The organism is Streptomyces sp. adm13(2018), assembly GCF_008042145.1.
Taxonomy (GTDB): domain Bacteria; phylum Actinomycetota; class Actinomycetes; order Streptomycetales; family Streptomycetaceae; genus Streptomyces.
In genome coordinates, this window is record NZ_RDBH01000129.1 from 567501 (window position 1) to 592218 (window position 24718).

The 24718-nt window shown below is 70.8% G+C and carries 16 protein-coding genes; 13 read left to right on the forward strand and 3 right to left on the reverse strand.

Translation table 11 applies throughout. The annotated features are described in order from the left end of the window. Positions 1–258 (reverse strand): hypothetical protein (locus EAO70_RS19185; protein WP_187283950.1); only part of this gene is annotated, 258 nt, incomplete at its 3' end. A gap of 137 nt (positions 259–395) precedes the next feature. Between EAO70_RS19185 and EAO70_RS19190 the strand changes: the two genes are divergently transcribed. After that, positions 396–3017 (forward strand): valine--tRNA ligase, encoded by a 2622-nt coding sequence (locus EAO70_RS19190; RefSeq protein ID WP_148004122.1) that lies wholly within the window; start codon positions 396–398, stop codon positions 3015–3017. Between the two features lie 183 nt (positions 3018–3200). Beyond that, positions 3201–4340 (forward strand): sensor histidine kinase, encoded by a 1140-nt coding sequence (locus EAO70_RS19195; RefSeq protein WP_261992946.1) that lies wholly within the window; start codon positions 3201–3203, stop codon positions 4338–4340. 171 nt (positions 4341–4511) lie between these two features. On the opposite strand, the gene EAO70_RS19200 is transcribed toward EAO70_RS19195, so the two are convergent. After that, positions 4512–5534, reverse strand: coding sequence for a rod shape-determining protein (locus EAO70_RS19200; protein WP_148004124.1), 1023 nt, complete (start codon positions 5532–5534; stop codon positions 4512–4514). 111 nt (positions 5535–5645) lie between these two features. Between EAO70_RS19200 and folC the strand changes: the two genes are divergently transcribed. From folC to EAO70_RS19250, 10 genes are all read left to right on the forward strand, one after another. After that, positions 5646–7148, forward strand: a complete 1503-nt coding sequence (gene folC, locus EAO70_RS19205; RefSeq protein WP_148004125.1) for a bifunctional tetrahydrofolate synthase/dihydrofolate synthase — start codon at positions 5646–5648, stop codon at positions 7146–7148. Positions 7149–7153: 5 nt separating this feature from the next. After that, on the forward strand, positions 7154–7519 hold the full coding sequence (locus EAO70_RS19210; protein ID WP_148004126.1) for a DUF4233 domain-containing protein: 366 nt from the start codon (positions 7154–7156) through the stop codon (positions 7517–7519). Between the two features lie 65 nt (positions 7520–7584). Beyond that, positions 7585–7998, forward strand: a complete 414-nt coding sequence (gene ndk, locus EAO70_RS19215; protein WP_148004127.1) for a nucleoside-diphosphate kinase — start codon at positions 7585–7587, stop codon at positions 7996–7998. 325 nt (positions 7999–8323) lie between these two features. Further along, the gene (locus EAO70_RS19220; RefSeq protein ID WP_030317599.1) at positions 8324–9343 is read left to right on the forward strand and encodes a rod shape-determining protein; all 1020 of its coding nucleotides are present in this window, start codon (positions 8324–8326) and stop codon (positions 9341–9343) included. 78 nt (positions 9344–9421) lie between these two features. Further along, positions 9422–10411 (forward strand): rod shape-determining protein MreC, encoded by a 990-nt coding sequence (gene mreC, locus EAO70_RS19225; protein ID WP_148004128.1) that lies wholly within the window; start codon positions 9422–9424, stop codon positions 10409–10411. Then, the gene (mreD, locus tag EAO70_RS19230; protein ID WP_148004129.1) at positions 10408–11076 is read left to right on the forward strand and encodes a rod shape-determining protein MreD; all 669 of its coding nucleotides are present in this window, start codon (positions 10408–10410) and stop codon (positions 11074–11076) included. The genes mreC and mreD overlap by 4 nt, the downstream gene beginning before the upstream one ends. Before the next feature lie 19 nt (positions 11077–11095). Then, complete coding sequence (gene mrdA / locus EAO70_RS19235) at positions 11096–13351, forward strand: penicillin-binding protein 2 (protein WP_148004130.1); 2256 nt, start codon at positions 11096–11098, stop codon at positions 13349–13351. A 4-nt stretch (positions 13352–13355) separates the two neighbouring features. Further along, positions 13356–14555 (forward strand): rod shape-determining protein RodA, encoded by a 1200-nt coding sequence (rodA, locus tag EAO70_RS19240; protein ID WP_148004131.1) that lies wholly within the window; start codon positions 13356–13358, stop codon positions 14553–14555. 80 nt (positions 14556–14635) lie between these two features. Next, positions 14636–16150: a CYTH and CHAD domain-containing protein gene (locus tag EAO70_RS19245; RefSeq protein ID WP_148004132.1), complete on the forward strand. Its 1515-nt coding sequence runs from the start codon at positions 14636–14638 to the stop codon at positions 16148–16150. Positions 16151–16202: 52 nt separating this feature from the next. Continuing rightward, a complete protein-coding gene (locus tag EAO70_RS19250; protein WP_148004133.1) occupies positions 16203–18131 on the forward strand; it encodes a TIGR03960 family B12-binding radical SAM protein in 1929 nt (642 codons plus the stop codon). Between the two features lie 105 nt (positions 18132–18236). Here EAO70_RS19250 and EAO70_RS19255 read toward each other — a convergent pair whose 3' ends face one another. Then, on the reverse strand, positions 18237–20555 hold the full coding sequence (locus EAO70_RS19255; RefSeq protein WP_148004134.1) for a bifunctional glycosyltransferase family 2 protein/CDP-glycerol:glycerophosphate glycerophosphotransferase: 2319 nt from the start codon (positions 20553–20555) through the stop codon (positions 18237–18239). Between the two features lie 417 nt (positions 20556–20972). Here EAO70_RS19255 and EAO70_RS19260 point away from each other — a divergent pair, with 417 nt between their 5' ends. After that, on the forward strand, positions 20973–24584 hold the full coding sequence (locus tag EAO70_RS19260) for a bifunctional glycosyltransferase/CDP-glycerol:glycerophosphate glycerophosphotransferase (protein ID WP_148004135.1): 3612 nt from the start codon (positions 20973–20975) through the stop codon (positions 24582–24584). The last annotated feature ends 134 nt before the right edge of the window (positions 24585–24718 follow it).

Genomic DNA, 24718 nt, shown 5'->3' on the forward strand with positions numbered 1-24718 from the left:
GTAGCCGCCGGGGCCCTGGGGGGCGCCGTACTGCGGCTGCTGGCCGTACGGGCCGGGCTGCTGGGGCTGCTGCGGGTAGCCGTAGGGGGGCTGCTGCGGCGGGACGCCCTGCGGGGCCTGCTGGGGGTAGCCGTAGCCGGGCTGCGCGCCGTACGGGCCCGGCTGCTGCGGCTGCTGGCCGTACGGTCCCGGCTGCTGGCCGTAGGGCCCGGGCTGCTGCGGCTGCTGGCCGTACGGGCCCGGCTGGTTGTAGCTCATCGACTGGTTCCCCTCACAGGATGTTTATGCCTCCGAACATCCTGGCGGAACGTCGGGGGCCTCAGTGCGGCGGGGGCCACACCGTTACCGAACCAAAGCGTTTCAGGACAAGGCGAAGACACCCCTAAACTGGGCCCGTGACCGAGAACACTCAGCAGCAGACAGCGCCCACCACCGAACTGCCGACCCAGTACGCGCCGGCCGAGGTAGAGGGGCCGCTGTACGAGCGCTGGGTAGACCGGGGGTACTTCGAGGCGGACGCGAAGAGCGAGAAGCCGGCGTACACCATCGTCATCCCGCCGCCGAACGTCACCGGGTCGCTCCACCTGGGCCACGCCTTCGAGCACACCCTGATCGACGCCCTCACCCGCCGCAAGCGCATGCAGGGCTTCGAGACGCTGTGGCAGCCCGGCATGGACCACGCCGGCATCGCCACCCAGAACGTCGTCGAGCGCGAACTCGCCAAGGAGGGCAAGTCCCGGCACGACCTGGGCCGCGAGGCCTTCGTCGAGCGCGTCTGGGAGTGGAAGGCCGAGTCCGGCGGTCAGATCGCCGGTCAGATGCGCCGCCTCGGCGAGGGCCTGGCGTGGAGCCGGGACCGCTTCACCATGGACGAGGGCCTGTCCCGCGCCGTCCAGACCGTCTTCAAGAAGATGTTCGACGACGGCCTGATCTACCGCGCCGAGCGCATCATCAACTGGTGCCCGCGCTGTCTGACGGCCATCTCCGACATCGAGGTCGACTACCAGGACGACGACGGCGAGCTCGTCTCCATGCAGTACGGGGAGGGCGAGGACACCATCGTCGTCGCCACCACCCGCGCCGAGACGATGCTCGGTGACACCGCCGTCGCCGTCCACCCGGACGACGAGCGCTACGCGCACCTGATCGGCAGGCGGATCAAGCTGCCGCTGACCGACCGGACCATCCCGGTCGTCGCCGACACCCACGTCGACCCGGAGTTCGGCACGGGCGCGGTCAAGGTGACCCCCGCCCACGACCCGAACGACTTCGCGATCGGCCAGCGCCACGACCTGGAGTCCATCGAGGTCCTCGACGAGCGCGGTGTCATCACCGTCCACGGCCCCTTCCAGGGCCTGGACCGCTTCGAGGCCCGCTCCGCCATCGTCGCCGCCCTGCGGGCCGAGGGCCGGATCGTCGCCGAGAAGCGTCCGTACTCCCACTCCGTCGGGCACTGCTCGCGCTGCAAGACGACGCTGGAGCCCCGGCTGTCCCTCCAGTGGTGGGTCAAGGTCGAGACGCTGGCCAAGGCCGCCGGTGACGCGGTCCGCGACGGCCGGGTCGACATCCACCCGGCGGACATGTCGCAGCGCTACTTCGACTGGGTCGACAACCTCAACGACTGGTGCATCTCGCGCCAGCTGTGGTGGGGCCACCGCATCCCCGTCTGGCACGGCCCCGACGGCGAGCTGGTCTGCGTCGGCCCCGACGACGAGCCGCCGACGGGCGAGGGCTGGACGCAGGACACCGACGTCCTCGACACCTGGTTCTCGTCCGGCCTGTGGCCGTTCTCCACGATGGGCTGGCCCGAACAGACGCCGGACCTGGAGAAGTTCTACCCGAACTCCGTCCTGGTCACGGGCTACGACCTGATGTTCTTCTGGGTCGCCCGCATGATGATGTTCGGTCTGTACGCGATGGACGGCCAGCCGCCGTTCCGCACGATCGCGTTCCACGGCATGGTCCGCGACGAGTTCGGCAAGAAGATGTCGAAGTCCTTCGGGAACACCGTCAATCCGCTGGACTGGATGGACAAGTACGGCTCGGACGCCCTGCGGTTCACCCTGGCCAAGGGTGCCAACCCGGGCGTCGACGTCCCGATCGGCGAGGACTGGGTCCAGGCCTCCCGGAACTTCGCCAACAAGATCTGGAACGCGACCCGCTTCGCCATGATGAACGGCGCCACGGTCGAGGGCCCGCTGCCGGCCGTCGAGGACATGTCGGCGACCGACCGCTGGATCCTGTCGCGGCTCAACAAGGTCGTCTCCGAGGCCGACGCCTTCTACGACGACTACCAGTTCGCGAAGCTCGCCGACGCCCTCTACCACTTCGCGTGGGACGAGGTCTTCGACTGGTACGTCGAGCTGTCCAAGACGACCTTCTTCGACGGCGGCGAGCAGGCCAAGGTCTCGGCCCGGGTCCTCGGCGAGGTCCTCGACGTGACCCTGCGCCTGCTGCACCCGATCGTCCCCTTCGTCACCGACACCCTGTGGACCACCCTCACCGGCGGCGAGTCCCTCGTCGTCGCGGAGTGGCCGAAGGACAGTGGCTTCCGCGACGAGGCCGCCGAGAAGGAGATCGAGCTCGTCCAGCGGGTCGTCACCGAGGTCCGCCGGTTCCGTTCCGACCAGGGCCTCCAGCCCGGCCAGAAGGTCCCGGCCCGCCTCGACGTGACCGGCACGGCGCTGGCCCCGCACGAGGCCGCCATCCGCCAGCTGCTGCGCCTCCAGCCGGAGGGCGAGGGCTTCTCCGCCACCGCCTCCCTGCCGGTCGCCGGCGCCACCGTCGCGCTCGACCTGTCGGGCACGATCGACGTCGCCGCCGAGCGCAAGCGCCTCGCGAAGGACCTCGCGGCGGCGGAGAAGGAGAAGGCCCAGGCCAACGGGAAGCTCGGCAACGAGGCGTTCCTGGCCAAGGCCCCGGACAACGTGGTCGACAAGATCCGCGGCCGCCTCGCCAAGGCGGACGAGGACATCGCCCGCATCCAGACGCAGCTGGCGAACCTGCCGCAGGCGTAGCCCGCACGGAGGGGCCCGGAACCGCAGGTCGGTTCCGGGCCCCTCCGCGTATCCGCCGGGGACGGGGACTTCGCGCCCGGCCGGACCCGCCCCGGGGCAGATACGGACGAAGTGCCCGATGTCACATCAGACGGGACTTCAGGTCCCCGTCGTCGGGACGAAAGACCCTGGATGATGGAACGCATGCTCCGCCTCCCCACCGTCCCCGCGTTCCGCCGTTGCGTGGACCGGTGGGCGGGGTCGGCCCGCGCCCTCGACGTCGTCGCCGCGCTCAGCGCCTTCGGCCTCATGTGCCTGGACGTGCCGGGGCTCGCCCGCGCCGACAACTCCCTGACCGGCGTCACCGCCACCCTGGTCCTCGCGGCCGGCGCCGCCACCCTGGTGCTCCGCCGCCGGCTGCCCTGGGTCCCGTACCTGGTGGCGCTCGTGCTGATGGGCTGGCTGCACGAACTCACCATGATCCAGTTCGCGCTGTACTCGATCGGCCGGTACCGGGGCCGGCGCGCCGCCGTCCTCGCCACCCTGCTGTACGTCGGTGTCGCCTACGGACTGTTCCAGACGCCCGGCTGGCCGGCCCGGCACGGCGACACCCTCAGCGACTTCCTGAGCCTGGTGGTCCCGATCGGGGTCCTCGCCGCGGGCGTCGGCATCGCCGCGTACCGGCAGGACCTCGTCCGGGCCCTGGAGGCCCAGCGGCGCGAGGCGGCCGCCTCGCAGGCCGTCCAGGAGGAGCGGATCTCCGTCGGCCGGGACGTCCACGACCTGGTCGGCCGTGAGCTGACGGTGCTCGCGGTGCGCGCCGAGGTCCTCGCCGTACGGGCCAGGGGAGAGGCCCACCGGAAGGACTTCGAGGAGCTGGCGGACACCGCCCGGCGCGCCCATCTGATGCTGAACGAGACGATCGTGCGCCGTGCCGACCGGGACGCGGCCACCCCGGGTCTCGAAGGGCTCGCCGAACTCGCCCGGGAGAGCGAGCGGATGGGCAGCGCCGTCGAGCTGGCCGTGGCCGTGGAGGCCAAGGCCCTCTCGCCGCTGCGGCAGGCGGCCGTCCACCGGGTCGTACGGGAGTGCCTGACGAACGCGGCGAAGCACGCCCCTGGGCTGCCCGTGACGGTCGCGATCACGGTGGAGGGGCCCGATCTGCGGATCGAGGTCCGCAACCCGCTGCCGAAGAGCCCGCCGGACCCGGCACCGGTGTCCACCGGCACCGGTCTGTTCTCGATGGGGGAGCGGGTCACCAGCATGGGCGGCACCCTGGAGGCCCGCCGCGAGAACGGGACCTACCGGGTGACAGCCCTGCTGCCGGCCGGCCTGCCGCACTGAGTCCGCCGCGCCTACGCCCTGCCGGGAGCCCCCGCCGCGCCGACGCCCCGCCGGGAGCCCGCGCGCCCGCGCGAGAGCCGCGTCACCCGGCCCGGGGCCCTCCGCCCTCGGTCCGGGACCCGCGCCCCCGCGGAGCCCGCGCCGTCGGCCCGGGCGCCTGGGTCCCGCCCCTCACCGCACCGTCTCCGCCTTGCCCAGGATCCGCTGCAGGCCGTCGAAGTCCTCCACGCAGCGGCCCGATCCCAGGACCACGCAGTCCAGCGGACGGTCCGCGACGAAGACCGGGATGCCCGTCGCCGAGGCCAGCCGCAGGTCCAGCCCCGGCAGCAGCGCCCCGCCGCCGGTCAGCACGATCCCGCGTTCCATGACGTCGCCGGACAGCTCGGGCGGGCACTCCTCCAGCGTGGCCCGTACCGCCGCGATGATCGCCTCGACCGGTTCGTCGAGCGCCTCCCGCACCTCCGGCACGGTCAGCTCCACCGTCCGGGGCAGCCCGCCGACCCGCTCCCGCCCTCGCACGGTGAAGGTCCGGCCCTCCCGCTCCTCCTCGCCCGGCACCGGCCAGGCCGTGCCGATCGCGATCTTGACGTCCTCGGCGGTGCGCTCGCCGACGAGCAGCCCGTACTCACGGCGGACGAAGTCGGTGACGGCCGCGTCGAACCGGTCGCCACCCACCCGCAAGGACTGMGCCGTGACGATRCCMCCGAGCGAGATSACGGCSACCTCGGTGGTACCGCCGCCGATGTCGACGACCATCGAGCCGCGCGGGTCGGAGACCGGCAGCCCGGCCCCGATCGCCGCCGCCATCGGTTCCTCGATCAGATGGACCGCCCGCGCGCCCGCCGCGAGGGAGGCGTGCACGATGGCCCGCCGCTCGACCTGGGTCACCCCGCTCGGCACGCACACCACCATCCGGGTGCGGGGCCGCCGCCGGCCCGGGACGGCCTTGCGCACGAAGTGCCGGATCATCTCCTCGGCCGCCTCGTAGTCGCTGATCACCCCGTCCCGCAGCGGACGGATCGCGGTGATCGAACCCGGCGTGCGTCCGATGGTCTCCTTCGCCTCCGTGCCGACCGCGAGCGCCTGCCGCGAGCCCTCCTGGACCGCCACCACGGACGGTTCGTCGAGCACGATGCCCTGGCCCTGCGCGTAGAGGAGCGTGTTGGCCGTGCCGAGGTCGATCCCTATGTCCATGATCGCCAAGTTTGCCCGGCCGGTACCGCGGACGGTGGACCGAAGGTCCCGAAAGGGCGGGTCCATGGTCCTGTCGGTCGTGGCGCCGGAGGCCGTCCGTAGACTGGGCCCGTGAGTGAGCCGAGCGACCAGAGCGACGAACAGTTCGACGAGATCGTCGACACCGAGACCCAGCGCGACCCCGACCTGGCGGTGATCGAGGCCGGCAGCCGCACCCTGCGCACCCAGGGCGGCCGGCCCCAGGGCGACCCGGTGCCGAGCCGCCCGGAGGACCCCGAGCTCGACAAGGCGCTGCGCGAGGTCGAGACGGAGCTGTCCACCCGCTGGGGCGAGACCAAACTGGAGCCCTCGGTCGCCCGGATCGCGGCCCTGATGGACGTCCTCGGCGAGCCGCAGCGCGCGTACCCCTCGATCCACGTCACCGGCACCAACGGCAAGACGTCGACGTCCCGCATGATCGAGGCCCTGCTCGGCGCCTTCGAGCTGCGCACCGGCCGGTACACCTCGCCGCACGTGCAGACCATCACCGAGCGCATCAGCCTGGACGGCGCCCCGATCTCCGCCGAGCGGTTCATCGAGACGTACCGGGACATCGCGCCGTACGTCGAACTGGTCGACGCCCGCGAGGAGTACCGGCTCTCCTTCTTCGAGGTCCTCACCGGAATGGCGTACGCGGCCTTCGCCGACGCCCCGGTGGACGTGGCCGTCGTCGAGGTCGGCATGGGCGGCACCTGGGACGCCACGAACGTCATCGACGGCTCCGTCGCCGTCGTCACCCCGATCGACCTGGACCACACGGACCGGCTCGGCGGGACGCCCGCCGAGATCGCCGGGGAGAAGTCCGGCATCATCAAGCAGGGCGCGACCGTGATCCTGGCCCAGCAGCCGGTGGACGCGGCGCAGGTCCTGCTGAAGAAGGCCGTCGAGGCCGACGCCACCGTGGCCCGCGAGGGCATGGAGTTCGGCATCGTCGCCCGCGAGGTCGCGGTCGGCGGCCAGCTCCTCACTCTGCGGGGCCTGGGCGGCGAGTACGACAACATCTTCCTGCCGCTGCACGGCGCCTACCAGGCGCACAACGCGGTCGTGGCGCTGGCGGCCGTCGAGGCCTTCTTCGGCATCGGCTCGGAGCACGCCCGCACCCTGGACCTCGACACGGTCCGGCAGGCGTTCGCCCAGGTGGCCTCACCCGGTCGGCTGGAGATCGTCCGCTCGTCCCCGACGGTGATCCTGGACGCCGCGCACAACCCGCACGGCGCGCGGGCGACGGCGGAGGGCGTCAGCGAGGCCTTCGGCTTCTCCCGGCTCGTCGGCGTGGTCTCCACGAGCGGCGACAAGGACGCCAAGGGTCTCCTTGAGGCCTTCGAGCCGATCTTCGCGGAGGTCGTCGTCACGGCGAACTCCAACCCCCGCGCCACCGACGTGGACGCGCTCGCCGCCCTCGCGGTGGAGGTCTTCGGCGAGGACCGGGTCGTCGTGGAGCCGCGGCTGCCCGACGCCATCGAAACGGCCATCACCCTCGCGGAGGAGGAGGCCGAGTACGGCGGTGCCGGAGTCCTGGTGACCGGTTCGATCTTCACGGTCGGCGACGCCCGGCTGCTGCTGCGAAGGGGCTGAACCCGATGCGTACGCTCTGTTCCTCGACACTGATCGGCGAGTTCTTCGTGATCGGCTTCGCCGGTCTCGTCGCCATGAAGGACGACAGCCTCGCGATGTCCACCGTCTGGTGGGTCTGCGGTGTCGCGATGGTCTTCTCGGTGCTGCTCTGCGGCATGGTCACCCGCCCCGGCGGCGTCCAGCTCGGCTGGGCCCTCCAGATCGCGCTGATCCTGAGCGGCTTCATCGTGCCCACGATGTTCTTCCTCGGGGCGGTTTTCGCCGGTCTGTGGTGGGCCTCCGTTCACTATGGGCGACGGATCGACGACATCAAGGCACGGTGGGCCGAGGCCCAGGCCGCAGGGGCCTCGGCAGGGCCTGACGCTGCGTAATCGAGGGGCGTGCGGGGCCTGTAGCCTCGGAGGCCCGCACACCGCTTTTCCGAAGGAGTTCCCCCGTGAGCCAGCGCACGCTCGTCCTGCTCAAGCCCGACGCCGTCCGCCGTGGCCTGGTCGGCGAGATCATCGGCCGCATCGAGCGCAAGGCCGGCTGGACCCTGGCGGCCCTGGAGCTGCGCACGCTGGACCAGGAGACGCTGGAGCAGCACTACGGCGAGCACAAGGGCAAGCCCTTCTACGAGCCGCTGATGGGCTTCATGTCCTCCGGCCCCGTCGTCGCGCTCGTCGTCGAGGGTGAGCGGGTCATCGAGGGTGTCCGCCAGTTGGCGGGTCCGACCGACCCGATCGCGGCCGCGCCCGGCTCGATCCGCGGCGACTTCGGCACCATCGTCCGGGAGAACCTGATCCACGCCTCCGACTCGGAGGAGTCGGCCCGGCGCGAGCTCAAGATCTTCTTCCCCGGTCTGGTCTGAGCCGCACCCGGATGCGCACCCGGTCGCGCACCCGGATCCGCTGACCCGGCGTCAGCCGAACGCAGCAGCCTGTGGGGCGACCGAAGGAATTCGGTCGCCCCCAGGCATATGAACGCCGATCCCGGGAACGGATCGCCGCGTCCTACCGTCACCTGTACAGAGGTGGACCACCGCGCGGTATCCGGGCGGGCGGCACTACGATGGAAAACTCCACGCCGCACCACCTTCAGCCACCCACTTCAGCCAACGTTTCGCCTGCCTGAGAAGCCGTCAACGCTCGCTGGGGAAGGCCCGAAGCATCCTCATGGGAAACAAGGGGAACTCAATGTCGTTCATCGGCCGTGACATGGCTATCGACCTCGGGACTGCCAACACGCTGGTGTACGTCAGGGGGCGCGGCATCGTCCTCAACGAGCCGTCCGTCGTCGCCATCAACACCAACACCGGCGGCATCCTCGCGGTCGGCGCCGAGGCGAAGAAGATGATCGGCCGGACGCCCGGCAACATCGTGGCCGTCCGGCCCCTGAAGGACGGCGTGATCGCCGACTTCGAGATCACCGAGCGGATGCTCCGCTACTTCATCCTCAAGATCCACAAGCGCCGCTACCTGGCCCGCCCCCGGGTCGTCGTCTGCGTGCCCTCCGGCATCACCGGAGTGGAGCGCCGCGCCGTCATCGAGGCCTCGACGCAGGCCGGCGCCCGCCAGGTGCACATCATCGAGGAGCCCATGGCGGCGGCCATCGGCTCGGGCCTCCCGGTCCACGAGGCCACCGGCAACATGGTGGTGGACATCGGCGGCGGCACCACCGAGGTCGCCGTCATCTCCCTCGGAGGAATCGTCACGGCACAGTCGATCCGGGTCGCCGGCGACGAGCTGGACAACGCGATCATCCAGCACATCAAGAAGGAGTACTCGCTCCTCCTCGGTGAGCGCACCGCCGAGCAGATCAAGATCACCATCGGCTCCGCCTACGACCTCGACAAGGACGAGCACACCGAGATCCGCGGCCGCGACCTCGTCTCCGGCCTGCCGAAGACCGTGGTCATCTCGGCCGCCGAGGTCCGCAAGGCGATCGAGGAGCCGGTCAACGCCATCGTCGACGCGGTGAAGACCACCCTCGACAAGTGCCCGCCGGAGCTCTCCGGTGACGTCATGGACCGCGGCATCGTTCTCACGGGTGGTGGCGCGCTGCTCCGCGGCCTCGACGAGCGCCTCCGCCGCGAGACCGGCATGCCGATCCACATCGCCGAGGACCCGCTGGACTCGGTGGCCCTCGGCTCCGGCAAGTGCGTCGAGGAGTTCGAGGCCCTCCAGCAGGTCCTCGACGCCCAGCCGCGCCGCTAGCACCACCCGCACAGCCCCACGAGAGCACCACCGCAGAGCCGAACAACCGAACTCCGAGGAAAGGCACGGCCGCCGCACGTGAGGGACACACGAGAGAGCCGGCTGCTCCTGGTGCTGCTGATCGCCATCGCGTTCGCACTGATCACGGTGGACATCCGCGGCGGCCAGGAGTCACCCGTCGACGGTGCCCGACAGGCCGCGGCCGCGGTCTTCGGGCCGGTCGAGAACGGTGTGGCGGCCGCCGTCGACCCCATCGGCAACGCCATAGGCGCGGTCAGGGACTCCGGCGAGCGGCACACCCGGATCGCCGCCCTGGAGAAGGAGAACGCCGAACTCAAGGCCGAGCTCGGCAGCGACGACCGCAACCGCAACCGGCTGCGCGAGCTCGACGCCATGCTGAAGACCGCCGGCGCCGGGCAGTACGGCATCAAGGGCGCCCAGGTCATCGCCATAGGAGCGGCCCAGGGCTTCTCCTGGACCGTCACCGTCGACGTCGGCGCCCGCGACGGCATCAAGCGCGACATGACCGTGCTCAACGGCTCCGGACTCGTCGGCCGCGTCACCACCGTCGGCCCGTCGACCTCCACGGTCCTGCTCGCCAACGACCCCGACTTCACCGTCGGCACCCGCATGGAGAAGTCCGACGAACTCGGCTTCGCCACCGGGCAGGGCGACCGCCCGCTGGTCGTCCAGCTCCTCAACGGCAAGGCCAAGGTGAAGCCCGGCGACCGGCTCGTCACCTTCGGCTCACGCGCCGACAAGCCCTTCGTCCCGGGCGTCCCGGTCGGCGAGGTCGTCCGCGTCGACCCGGCGGGCGGCGGCCTGACCCGCAACATCTTCGTCCGCCCGTACGTCGGCTTCACCAAGCTCGACATCGTCGGCGTCGTCGTCCAGGCACCCCCCGCCGACCCGCGGGACATGGTCCTGCCCCAGAAGCCCAAACCGGCGCCGACCGTCACGGTCACGGTCACGCCGAAGCCGGCCGACGGACAACAGGCCGCCGACGGACAGCGGAACCAGCAGGGCCAGAACCAGCAGGGCCAGGACCAGGGGGACACCACACCGTGAAGTTCAACCGGATCCTCCTCTCCGCCGCCCTGATCGTGGTGGCCCTCGTCGTCCAGGTCTCCGTCCTCGCCCGGCTCCAGCTCCCCGGCGCCGTCCCCGACCTCGTCCTGCTCACCGTCGTGGGCCTGGCCCTGGTCTACGGACCCGTCAGCGGCTCGCTCATCGGCTTCGCCGCCGGGCTCCTCGCCGACCTGGCGCCGCCCGCCGACCACGCCGCCGGCCGCTACGCCCTCGTGCTCTGCGTCATCGGCTACCTGGTCGGCCTCGCCCGCCCGGAGAACGGCCGGCTGACCTCGGCGACCGGCCCGATGGCCGTCGTCGTCGGGGCCGCCGTCGGCTCCACCCTGCTGTACGCGGGAGTCGGCGCCCTCGTCGGCGACACCGCCGCCCGCCATGTCGGCCTGGGGTCCCTGCTGTTCACCGCGGCCGTCTACGACCTGCTCCTCGCGCCCTTCACGGTCCCGCTCATCATGGCCCTGGCCAGACGCGCGGAGAACGACCCGCTCGCCGACGCCGGCGGCGGCAACGGCGCCGACGTCGCCTCCGGCTGGCTCTCCTCCGGCACCGGCCTGAGGATCGGCAGCCAGCGCGGCGGCCTGCGCGTGAAGACCGCCCGCAACCGCGCCGCACGGGCCGGACGCATCAAGGGAGTCAAGCGACTGTGACCGAGGGGGCCCCGGCCGTATGAGCAACATCCCCGAGACAGGGCGGACCCCCCGGGTCCAGATCCGGCTCGTCGTCATCCAGATCCTCGTCTTCTCCCTGCTGCTGACCCTGGGCGGCCGGCTCTGGTACCTCCAGATCCGCAACGGCAAGGAGTACACGGACGAGGCGAAGAACAACCACGTCCAGCAGGTCGTGCAGCCCGCCGTGCGCGGCTCCGTCCTCGACGCCCGCGGCGTCCCGCTCGCCGACAACGAGACCCGGCTCGTGGTCTCCGCGTCCCGCACCGAGCTGATGAAGATGAAGGACCGCGGCAGGACCGTCCTCACCCGGCTCGCCGACGTCCTCGACATGAAGCCCGACGACGTCATCAACAAGATCCGGCTCTGCGACTCCAAGACCCCGAAGCCCTGCTGGAACGGTTCGCCCTACCAGCCGATCCCGGTCACGGACGAGGCCACCACCCAGCAGGCCCTCCAGATCCGCGAGCGCGCCGAGGACTTCCCCGGCATCACCGCCGAACCCACCGCCGTACGCCGCTACCCGGCCCCCGGCAAGGCCCGCACCTCGCAGGTCCTCGGCTACCTCTCGCCCGTCACCGACGCGGAGATCGAGAAGGCCAAGGACACCGACTCGCCGTTCCTCCGCTCCGACCAGATCGGCCGGTCCGGCATCGAGCGCACCTACGACAAGGAACTGCGCGGCAAGGCCGGCGTCACCCGCTACGAGGTCGACAACCTCGGCCGGGTCATCGGCCAGGCCAAGAACGACCCCGCCGTCCCCGGCTCCAACGTCGTCACCTCCATCGACGCCCGCGTCCAGGCGGTCGCCGAATGGGAGCTGCACAACGCGATGGTCGAGGCCCGCAAGGTCCACGACAAGAACACCAGCGAGAACTACAAGGCCGACTCCGGCGCCGTCGTCGTCATGGAGAACAAGACCGGCCGGATCGTCGCCATGGCCTCCCAGCCCGACTACGACCCCAACGCCTGGGTCGGCGGCATCTCGGCCAAGGACTACGCGGCCCTCACCGGCAAGAACTCCAACTTCCCGCTGCTCAACCGCGCCATCCAGGGCCAGGCCGCCCCCGGCTCCATCTTCAAGGTCATCCCGACCACCGCCGCCGTCAACGCCGGCTACGACTTCAACGGCCGCTACCCGTGCCCGTCCTCGTACTCCATCGGCAACCAGGTCTTCAAGAACTTCGAGTCCCAGGGCCACGGCTCCATCACCCTCGGCCAGGCCCTCGAAGTCTCCTGCGACACCGTCTACTACGCCCTCTCCCACCAGCAGTGGCAGAAGGACGGCGGGATGAAGCCGAAGAAGAACGCCAACGACTGGTTCTACAAGACGGCGCACCAGTTCGGCCTCGGCGCCGAGACCGGCATCGACCTCCCCAACGAGGTCACCGGCCGGGTCCCCGACCGGAAGTGGAAGCAGGACTTCTGGTCGGCCAACAAGGACTACTGGTGCAAGATCGGCAAGCGCGGCGGCACCTACGTGCAGCAGCTCTCCTACGAGAACTGCCTCGAAGGCAACCTGATGCGCGCCGGTGACTCGGTCAACTACTCCATCGGACAGGGCGACACCCTCGTCACCCCCATCCAGATGGCCACCATCTACGCCGCCATCGCCAACGGCGGCACCCTCTGGAACCCCACCGTCGGCAAGGCGGTCATCAGCCCCGACGGCAAGAAGGTCACCGAGATCAAGCCGAAGTCCCACGGCAAGCTGCCCATGAACAGCAAGACGCAGGCGTTGATAGAGGAGGCCCTCGCGGGAGTCGCCACCCGCGGCACCGCCGCCTGGAGGTTCGGCGGCTGGCCGCAGGACAAGATCCCGATGCACGCCAAGACGGGCACCGCCGAGGTCTACGGCAAGCAGACGACCTCCTGGTTCGCCACGTACACCAAGGACTACGCGATCGTGATGACGATCGCCCAGGGCGGTACGGGCTCCGGCGCCTCGGGCCCCGCCGTCCGCAACATCTACGACGCGCTCTACGGACTCGACGACGCCGGGAAGCAGGACCTCAAGCGGGCCCTGCTGCCCCAGCCGCAGAAGAACCTCCCGAAGATCGAGGCCGACGGCTCCATCGACGCCCCGAAGGTCACGCCGTACGACCCGGAGGTCGGCAAGATCGACCCCGACGCCCCGGCGGACACGCCGGACGGCACCGGGCCGGCCGACCCGGCCGACCCCGGCCAGAGCGCCGACCCCGACAAGCCCGACCAGCAGGAACTCGCGGGCCCGCCCGCCACCTGGCGGAGGGACTGAACCGATGACCGCACCCCACGGCTTCTCCGTCTCCCGGTACGCCCCCGAACGCGGCACGCTCGCCAAGCTGACCGCCCGCGACTCGGTGATCCGCCGGCTCGACTGGCCGATGCTGCTCTCCGCGCTCGCGCTCTCCTTCCTCGGGTCGCTGCTCGTCTGGTCCGCCACCCGCGGCCGCACCGAGCTCAACCAGGGCGACCCGTACTACTTCCTCTTCCGGCACGTGCTCAACACCGGCATCGGCGTCGCCCTGATGATCGGCACGATCTGGCTCGGCCACCGCACCCTGCGCGGCGCGGTCCCCGTGCTCTACGGCCTCTCGATCCTGCTGATCCTCGCCGTCCTCACCCCGCTCGGCGCCACCATCAACGGCGCCCACGCGTGGATCGTCGTCGGCGGCGGCTTCTCGCTCCAGCCCAGCGAGTTCGTGAAGATCACGATCATCCTGGTGATGGCGATGCTGCTGGCCGCCAAGGTCGACGCCGGCGACCAGCTGCACCCCGACCACCGCACCGTCGCCAAGGCCCTCACCCTGGCCGCCCTCCCCATGGGCATCGTCATGCTGATGCCGGACCTGGGCTCGGTCATGGTCATGGCGGTCATCGTGCTCGGCGTGCTGCTCGCCTCCGGGGCCTCCAACCGCTGGGTCCTCGGCCTGATCGGCGCGGGCGTCCTCGGCGCCGTCCTGGTCACCGCGCTCGGCATGCTCGACGAGTACCAGATCAACCGCTTCGCGGCCTTCGCCAACCCCGACCTCGACCCGGCCGGCGTCGGCTACAACACCAACCAGGCCAGGATCGCGATCGGCTCCGGCGGCCTCCTCGGCGCCGGGCTCTTCAAGGGCTCGCAGACCACCGGCCAGTTCGTGCCCGAGCAGCAGACCGACTTCGTCTTCACGGTCGCGGGGGAGGAGCTGGGCTTCGTCGGCGCCGGCCTCATCCTCGTCCTCCTCGGCATCATCCTCTGGAGGGCCTGCCGCATCGCCCGCGAGACCACCGAGCTCTACGGCACCGTCGTCGCGGCCGGCATCATCGCCTGGTTCGCCTTCCAGTCCTTCGAGAACATCGGCATGACGCTCGGCATCATGCCGGTCGCCGGTCTGCCGCTGCCGTTCGTCTCGTACGGCGGTTCCTCGATGTTCGCGGTGTGGGTGGCGATCGGACTCCTCCAGTCGATCAAGGCCCAGCGGCCGATGACGGCATAGGGACCACGGCGACCGGCCGGTTTCCGGCCAGGCCGCCGTGCGTACTCCCGCCACGTTCACATCCCGTCTAGATTCGACGCATGGCGGACACGGAGCGAGAGATCGAGCGGAAGTACGAAGCCACCCCCCGGACCGGCCTCCCGGACCTCACCCGGGCGGCCGGGGTGGCCGCGGTCACGGACGAGGGCGTCACCGAACTCGACGCCGTCTACTACGACACCCCCGACCTGCGGCTCGCCGCCGGCGCGCTCACCCTGCGGCGCCGCACCGGCGGCGCGGACGCCGGCTGGCACCTCAAGTTCCCCGTCGCCCCCGGCGTCCGCGACGAGATCAGAGCCCCGCTCTCGGACACGCTCCCGCGTGACCTGGCGGGGCTCCTGCGCTCCCGGGTCCGGGACGCCGAGGTCGTCCCCGTCGTCCGCCTCCGCTCCGAGCGGGACGTCCGCCACCTCCTCGACGGCGACGGCACCCTCCTGGCCGAACTCTCCGTGGACACCGTGCACGCCGAACGCCTGACCGGCGAGGGCTCCGCCGCCTGGACCGAGATCGAGGTCGAGCTCGCCGACGACGCCGACCCGGCCGTCCTCGACGCCGTCGAGAAACGCCTCAGGAAGGCCGACATCCGGCCCGCCGGGGCCGCCTCCAAACTGGCCAGGGCCCTCGACGAGACCGGCGGCGGCCCCGGGACCCCGCCCGCCCCGGCGAGGACCGGCACCGCCGGAGCCGCCGTCCTCACCTACGTCCGCGCACAGGTCGACYCGATCGTCCTCCACGACCCCGCCGTCCGGCGCGACCTGCCCGACGCCGTCCACCAGCTGCGCGTCGCCTGCCGACGGCTGCGCAGCGCCTTCAAGACGTACCGCCGCGTCCTCGACCGGGAGGTCACCGACCCGCTCGGCGAGGAGCTGAAGTGGCTCGCCGGGGAGCTCGGCGTCGCCCGCGACCAGGAGGTCCTCGACGCTCGGCTGCGCGCCCGCGTCACCGAGCTGCCCCGCACCCTCGTCCTCGGGCCGGTCAGGGCCCGGCTCCGCCGCCGCGACGCCGCCCACGGCAAGCGCGCCCGCCGCCAGGCCCTCGCCGCCCTCGACTCCGACCGCTACCTCGCCCTCCTCACCGCCCTCGACGCCCTCCTCACCGACCCGCCCTTCCGCGAGGACGCGGACCATGACGCCCCCGCGGTCCTCGCCCGCGCCGTCCGCAAGGACCACGACCGGCTCGCCGASCGGGTCGGACACGCCCTCTCCCTCGACCCCGGGCACGAGCGGGACCTCGCCCTCCACGAGGCCCGCAAGGCCGCCAAACGGGCCCGGTACGCCGCCGAGGCCGCCCGCCCCACCCTCGGAAAGCCCGCCAAGCGGCTCGGAAAGAAGGTCAAGGCCGTCCAGTCCCTGCTCGGGGAACACCAGGACGCCGTCGTCGCCCGCGAGGCCGTCCGCGAACTCGGTGTCCAGGCCCACGGCGTCGGTGAATCGGCCTTCACCTGGGGACTTCTGTACGGCCACGAGGAAGCCGCCGCCGCGGCCGCCGAACGCGCGCTGCCCGAGCTCTGGGCGGCGGCCTCCGCCCCGGAACTCACGGCGGCTCTGACGCGCTGAGCACCGGGGTACGCTTGAGAGTCGCCCCCCTGCCAGCTCACGAAGGTTCGAGATGTCTGCTGCCGAGTCTGTCTTCCCGCAGCTCGAAGCTCTGCTCCCGCACGTGCAGAAGCCGATTCAGTACGTCGGTGGAGAGCTGAACTCCACGGTCAAGCCGTGGGAGTCCGCCGATGTCCGCTGGGCGCTGATGTACCCGGACGCGTACGAGGTCGGTCTGCCCAACCAGGGCGTCATGATCCTCTACGAGGTGCTCAACGAGCGCGAGGGCGTCCTCGCCGAGCGCACCTACAGCGTCTGGCCGGACCTCGAGGAGCTGATGCGGGAGCACAAGGTCCCGCAGTTCACGGTCGACAGCCACCGCCCCGTCGGCGCGTTCGACGTGTTCGGCCTGAGCTTCTCCACGGAGCTCGGCTACACGAACATGCTCACCGCCCTCGACCTGGCCGGCATCCCGCTGGAGGCGAAGGACCGCACCGTCGACCACCCGATCGTGCTCGCGGGCGGCCACGCGGCCTTCAACCCCGAGCCGATCGCGGAGTTCATCGACGCGGCGATCATCGGCGACGGCGAGCAGGCCGTCCTCGACATGACCGAGATCATCCGCGCCTGGAAGGCCGAGGGCAGGCCGGGCGGCCGCGAGGAGGTCCTCTTCCGCCTCGCACGGACGGGCTCCGTCTACATCCCGCGGTTCTACGACGTCGAGTACCTGCCGGACGGCCGCATCGGCCGGGTCGTGCCCAACCGGTCCGGCGTGCCGTGGCGGGTCTCCAAGCACACCGTCATGGACCTCGACGAGTGGCCGTACCCCAAGCAGCCCCTCGTGCCGCTCGCGGAGACCGTCCACGAGCGCATGTCCGTCGAGATCTTCCGCGGCTGCACCCGCGGCTGCCGTTTCTGCCAGGCCGGCATGATCACGCGCCCCGTGCGGGAGCGAAGCATCACCGGGATCGGCGAGATGGTCGAGAAGGGCCTCAAGGCGACGGGCTTCGAGGAGGTCGGCCTCCTCTCGCTGTCCTCGGCGGACCACACCGAGATCGGTGACATCGCCAAGGGCCTCGCCGACCGGTACACGGAGGACAAGGTGGGCCTGTCCCTCCCGTCCACCCGTGTCGACGCGTTCAACGTCGACCTGGCCAACGAGCTGACCCGGAACGGTCGCCGCTCGGGCCTCACCTTCGCCCCCGAGGGCGGCTCCGAGCGCATGCGCAAGGTCATCAACAAGATGGTCTCGGAGGAGGACCTCATCCGGACCGTCTCCACCGCGTACGGCAACGGCTGGCGCCAGGTGAAGCTGTACTTCATGTGCGGCCTGCCGACGGAGACCGACGAGGACGTCCTCCAGATCGCCGACATGGCGATGAACGTGATCGCCGAGGGCCGCAAGGTCTCCGGCCAGAACGACATCCGCTGCACCGTCTCCATCGGCGGTTTCGTCCCCAAGCCGCACACCCCGTTCCAGTGGGCCCCGCAGCTGTCGGCCGAGGAGACGGACGAGCGGCTGCGCAAGCTCCGCGACAAGATCCGCGGCGACAAGAAGTACGGCCGCTCGATCGGCTTCCGCTACCACGACGGCAAGCCCGGCATCGTCGAGGGCCTGCTGTCCCGCGGCGACCGCCGCATCGGCTCCGTCATCCGCGCGGTGTACGAGGACGGCGGCCGCTTCGACGGCTGGCGCGAGCACTTCTCGTACGACCGCTGGATGGCCTGCGCCGAGAAGACGCTCCCCGAGTTCGGCGTGGACGTCGCCTGGTACACGACCCGCGAGCGGACCTACGAGGAGGTCCTGCCCTGGGACCACCTGGACTCCGGTCTCGACAAGGACTGGCTCTGGGAGGACTGGCAGGACTCGCTCGACGAGACCGAGGTCGAGGACTGCCGCTGGACCCCGTGCTTCGACTGCGGCGTCTGCCCGCAGATGGACACCCAGATCCAGATCGGCCCCACCGGCAAGAAGCTGCTGCCGCTGACGGTCGTGAAGTAGCCCCCGGTCCCGCGCGGGAACGACGAAGAGGCGCCCGGAGCGAATCCGCTCCGGGCGCCTCTTCCGTCCGTACGGCCCGTGGCCGGCCGCGAGGACCGACCGACCCTAGTGGTCGGCCCGTGCCACCGGGCGGTCGTCCGTGTCCGCCTGGGCGTCCGCCTGGCGCGGCACCGATGCCTCGGCCACCCGCGGCGACGGGGCCGGAGTGCGCTCGGGCACGGGGACCACGGCCGGCCGCGGGCGCTCCTCGCCGAGGAAGACCCGGCGGACCACCCGCTCGGCGGCGAAGCCGTCGTCCCAGGAGCAGAACCGCTCCCGGAAGGCCTGCCGCAGGGCCGCGGCCGGCTCGCCCTCCCAGGCGCCGCCGCGGAAGGCCTCGATCAGCTCGTCCTCGGTGGTGGTGATCACACCGGGGGTGTCGCCCGGCTTCCCGGAGAGCAGGTCGAAGGTCACCCCGCGGCAGGTGCGGTACATCTCCCAGTCGTCGGCGTACGTCACGATCGGCCGGTCGAGGTTGGCGTAGTCGAACATGATCGACGAGTAGTCGGTGATCAGCGCGTCCGACGCCAGGCAGAGCTCCTCCACCGACGGGTGCCCCGACACGTCGATCAGCGCGCCCCGCTCGGCGAGCGCGTTCAGCTCCGGGTCGCCGCCGTAGAAGTAGTGGGCGCGGACCAGCAGCACGAAGTCCGGGCCGAGTTCGCGGGCGAAGCGGGCGAAGTCGAGGCGCGGGACGAACGCGTCCTTCTGGTGGTCGCGCACGGTGGGGGCGTACAGCACCGCCTTCTTGCCCTGCCCGATGCCGAGTTCCCCCCGGATCCGGCGGACGTCCGCGGCGGTGGCCCGGTAGTAGACGTCGTTGCGGGGGTAGCCGGTGTTCAGGGTCTTGAAGGCGGCCGGGTAGACCCGCTCCCAGTGCTCGGTGGAGTGCAGGTTCGACGAGACGCTCCAGTCCCAGCGGTCCACCCGCTCCAGGAGCTTGTCGAAGTCCATGCTCCGGGCGACGGCCGGGTACTGCTGCTGGTCGAGGCCCATCCGCTTGAGCGGGGTGCCGTGGTGCGTCTGGAGGTGCACCTGTCCGGGGCGCTTGACCACGGAGTCCGGGAAGTTCACGTTGTTGACCAGGTACTTGGCCCGGGCCAGCGCCTTCCAGTAGCCGAAGGTCGCCGGGGCGATCCGGGTCAGTCCGGCCGGCGTGCCGGCCGCGTACGCCTGGTTCACGACCCACACGCCGCGCAGGGCGGGCGCGAGCTTCTTCGCGGCCTCGTGCACCGCGAGCGGGTTGCAGCCGGGGGTGCGCCCCCAGTACGCCGAGTAGACGGCGAGGTTCTCGTCCAGCGGGAGGCGGCGCTGCACGCCGTAGTAGGCGCGCAGGGCCTTGCGGCCGCCCCAGCGCTTCGTCCGGCCGAGCGCGCCGAAGGCCGTCTCGCGGGTGCCGTTCACCGTCTTGAGGGCCTCGAAGGCGGCGTACGAACCGGTCCGCACCACCTTGAACTTCAGGCCGAGCATGCCGGGCGGCGGGGTGAAGCCCGCGGGCTCGTTCCGGCGGTAGGTCTTGCCGGCCTGCTTCAGATAGGCGCGCCGGTGGCTGCGCGGTATTCGGAAGCCGCGCGCGAAGGTGAAGAGGAAGTGGGCGACCATCCGCTCGAAGACGAGCCGGCGGTACGCGTCGAGGCCGGGCCGGCCCTCCAGGTAGTCGAAGACCCGCTGGTACTGGTCGAAGATCACGAAGTGCTTGCGCGGGGAGCTGCTCCGCATCGAGCTGCCCTGTCGGCGCTGGCGGTACTCGACGACCACGTACTCCAGGCCCGCGACGCGCTCGGCGGCGGCCATGGTCGTGTAGACCATGAGCGCGTCCTCGTAGAGGCCGTCGGTGAAGGCGAAGCCCTCGCCCGTGAAGAAGTCGCGGCGGTAGACGCGGTTCCACACCACGGCGAAGATCCGCAGCAGTTCCAGCTCGTCGACCGGGCGGACCACCCGGTCGCGGATCGCGGCCAGGTACGGGCCGGTCTTGCTGGCCTCGACGCTGCCGTCCACATGGGTGCGGACGTGGTCGAACAGCAGGATCTCGGGGTCCTCGGCGGCGTCGAGGCGGTCGGCCATGGCCTGCAGGGAGCCGGGGCGGATCGAGTCGTCGCCGTCGACGAAGAGCAGGTAGTCGCCGCGGGCGTGCTCCACGCCGGTGTTSCGGGCGGCYCCGAMMCCGSCGTTCTCGGCGCGGTGGACGGCACGGACCCGCGGGTCGCGGGCGGCGAACTCGTCGACGATGGCGCCGCTGCTGTCGAGGGAGCAGTCGTCGACCGCGATGACCTCGAAGTTCTCGTAGCCCTGTGACGTCACCGACTCGAGGCACTCACGGATGTAGCCCTCGACCCCGTAGACAGGGATGATCACGCTGAATCTGGGGGTAGCTGCAGCCGGCATGCCTTGTTGTCTCCTCAGTCGAACCGCTCAGATGAAGTATGACAGGAGCCCTTCCGCGGCCTCCGGAGCGCGGGTGCCCGCCCCGGGGCCGCTCCCGCCCACGTCAGCGCCGTTTTCACCCCCTGCGGGACCCTCTGTCCGATCGGTGGTATGGCGTCGCGGGGGTGATGCCGGACACAACGGCGGGAAAACGCCTGTGGTACGGATCGACTATTCTGGAGCGCTGCGGCGGCCGGGGGGTCGCCGCAGAGTCGTATAGGCCGAGCGGAACCAGGTCTTGCCGAGGGCTGGGCGGGTTTTTCCCGGAGGGCGGAGACGTCCTCGTCGGTCCGCAGGAAAACCGAAGAGCACGCCCCGTCATCCCTCAGGCCTCGCGTTCGTCGAGCGGGTCTGAAACGGAAAGGAACGCAGAACTACATGGCACCCCGGCTCAGCGTCATCGTCCCGATCTACAACGTGGCGCAGTACCTGCCCGCCTGCCTCAACTCGTTGGCCGTGCAGACCTTCCAGGACCTGGAAGTCCTCATGATCGACGACGGCTCCACGGACGAGTCCCACGCGATAGCCGCGGAGTTCGCGGCCAAGGACTCCCGCTTCCGGCTCATACGCAAGGAGAACGCCGGACTCGGTGCCGCCCGCAACACCGGCCTCGACAGCCTTGCCCCGGAGAGCGAGTTCCTGGCGTTCGTCGACAGCGACGACATGATCCCGCCGGACGCCTACCGGATGATGATCAGCAGCCTGGAGGAGACCGGCTCCTCCTTCGCCACCGGCAACGTCGAGCACATCAACTCGACCAAGGTGTGGCAGTCCCCGATGCACCGGTTCCTCTCCCGGGGCGCGGTCAAGCGCACGCACGTCAGCAAGAAGCGCCAGCTCCTCACGGACCGGATCGCCTGCAACAAGATCTTCCGGCGCGACTTCTGGGAGCGCCACGCGTTCCGCTTCCCCGAGGGCGTGCTGTACGAGGACACCCCGGTCATCGTGCCGGCCCAGTACCTCGCCGAGTCCGTCGACATCATCAGCCAGGCCACGTACTACTGGCGGCTGCGCGAGGGCGAGGCCAGCCCCTCGATCACCCAGCGCCGCAACGAGCCCAAGGCCGCCCGCGACCGCGCGTCCGCCGTGGAGTCCGTCAGCCGCTTCTTCGCCGAGCAGAAGGAGCCCGTCGCCGACTCGCTGAAGCGTGAGTACGACCACACCGTGCTCACCGGCGACCTGCGCATCTTCCTCAACGTGCTGCCCGACGGCGACGAGGAGTACCGCACCGAGTTCCTGCGCGTGGCCAACAAGTACCTCGACCAGGTCGACCTCAAGACCCTCGACCGGCTGCCCACCGCGCTGCGCGTCAAGTGGCTGCTCGTCCGCAAGCACGCGATGGCCGAGATCCTGGAGTTCATCGAGGCGGAGCGGCTCGGCGAGCCCGTCGAGCTCGGCGGCGTCATCCGCAAGTACGCCAAGTACCCCTCGCTGGAGTCCCACGGGGACCTGGTGCCCAAGAAGGTCCTGCGCGTCGACCGGGACCTCCAGCTGCGCTCCCCGCTGAAGGAGCTGTCCTGGGAGGACGGCAAGCTGCGGCTGGCCGGCCACGCCTGGATCGACCACGTCGACCAGACCGGCAAGCGCAGCGTCGTGAAGCTGCTCCAGCTGAAGAAGGACGGCACCCAGCGCCGCATGCTGCTGCCCCTGGGCAACGTCTTCAACCCCGAGGCCACCACCGGCTCCGGCCACAAGGGGCGCGGTCACAGCTTCGACTGGGCCGGCTGGGAGACGGTCATCGACCCGGCCCGCTTCCGCAAGGGCGACGGCTGGCAGGAAGGCCTCTGGCACGTCGGCATGCGCGTGCTGTCCGGCGGTCTGGTGCGCTCCCGCTCGGTGCACTCGTACGGCTCCGACCGGCTCACCTACCCGCCCTACCAGTGGCTCGACGAGAACTACCGGATGGTCCCGGAGATGCGGCGCGCGGCCCTCAAGCTGCGCATCGAGAAGGTCCCCGTCCTGATCACCGGCTTCGAGCAGGACGGTGACACCATCCTGCTGGAGGCCGACCTCCGCGAGACCGTCGTACCGGGCACCGAGATCACCCTCCGGGTCAGCAACCAGAACAGCGGCGAGGAGCTCGAGTACCCCGTCGAGACCCTGCTGGCCGCCGGCGGCCGCACGCCGCTGCGGGTCCGCGTGCCGCTGCGCGACATCGCCCTGCTGCCGGAGCACCTGGACACCGCCGAGGCCCGCGCCGCCGGCGGCGCCGACCCGGCGAAGCTGATGCGCCGCAACTGGAGCACCCAGATCCAGATCGCCGTGCCCTCGCAGGAGGAGCCGCGGAAGGTCCGGGTCGTCGTCCGGGACGGCCTGGAGGACCTCCAGATCCGGTTGCCCGAGTCGTTCGGCGAGGACGCCTCGCTGAACGAGGTCGCCGTCCTCTCCGGCGCCAACGGCTACCTGAAGTTCTCCGGCCGCCCGCTGCGCGCCAAGATCACCGGCATCTCGGAGTCCGAGGGCACGTTCACGATCCGCGGCACCGCCGCCGTCGACCTGTCGGGCCACCACCTGGTGGTCAGCGCCAAGAACCGCTTCGACGAGAAGACGGTCCCGCTGACCGCCCTCCCGGACGGCGGCTTCGAGGCCTCCTTCCGCCCCGCCACGATGTCGGGCTCCCACGGCAGGCTGCCGCTGAAGGCCGGCCGCTGGGTGTTCCGCCTGGACGGTGCGGGCGACGAGCCGTCGATCCCGCTGGTCGTGGACCGCCTCGCCGCGGCCCAGTTCCCGCTGGAGAGCGCGTACAACGGCCGCGAGTACCAGCTGGAGGTCCACTGGCAGGACCACCCGCAGCTCAACTGCATGACCGACCTCACGGCCATGGAGAAGGGCGCGAACCGCCAGTACCAGCTGCGCCAGGAGGTCTACGAGGCCGGCCGCGAGCTGCCGCTGCGCGACTCGGTGCTGTACATCAGCTACAACGGCAAGCAGTACTCGGACAGCCCGCGCGCCGTCCACGAGGAGCTGCTGCGCCGGGGTGCGGACGTCGAGCACCTGTGGCTGGTACGGGACGGCCAGGTCGAGCTGCCCGACACCGTCAAGGCCGTCAAGTTCCAGGGCCGCGACTGGTACGAGGCGCTGGCGCGCTCGCGCTACATCGTCACCAACGCGCACCTCCCGCACTGGATCAAGCGGCGCGAGGGCCAGGTGATCGTGCAGGCCTGGCACGGCACGATGCTGAAGAAGATCGGCCTGGACATCGACGCGCCGAAGTTCGACCCGAACTACCACGAGCGGCTGGTCCAGGAGGCGGCGAACTGGAACATCCTCGTCTCGTCGAACCGTTTCAGCACCCCCATCCTGAAGCGCGCCATGGGCTACGACGGGCTGATCGCCGAGACGGGCTACCCGCGCAACGACTACCTCTACGCCGACGACCGCGACGAGCGGGCCCGTGAGGTGCGGGAGAAGCTGGGGCTGCCCGAGGGCAAGAAGGTCGTGCTGTACGCGCCGACCTGGCGCGACGACCTGTCGCACAGCCGCGGCCAGTTCAAGTTCGACCTGCGGGTCGACCTGGAGGACGCCCGCCGCCGCCTCGGAGACGACCACGTCTTCCTCATCCGGCGCCACTCCAACATCGTGGACAGCATCCCCGGTGCCGGGAACGGCTTCGTCTACGACGTCTCCGAGTACCCGGACATCGCGGACCTCTACGTGGCCGCCGACATCATGATCACGGACTACTCCTCGGTCATGTTCGACTACGCCCACCTGCGTCGTCCGATGCTGTTCTTCACGTACGACCTGGAGCACTACCGCGACAAGCTCCGCGGGTTCTACTTCGACTTCGAGAACGACGCGCCGGGTCCGCTGGTCGACAACTCCGACGACCTGATCAAGGCGATCCGCGGGATCGACGAGGTGGCGGCCGAGTACCAGGAGAAGTACGACGAGTTCCACCACCAGTTCTGCGACCTGGACGACGGCCACGCCTCCGCCCGTCTCGCCGACCTGATGTTCCGGATCGCCGAAGAGGGCGCGCCGCTCTAGGCGGTGCCCCCGGGCAGCCCCCCCGGGCACACCCGGACAGAACGGAAGAGCCCCGGTCCGCAGGTCTCCCTGCGGGCCGGGGCTCCGTCGTGCGGGCCGGGTGCTCCGTCGTGCGGACCGGGCCCGGCTACCGC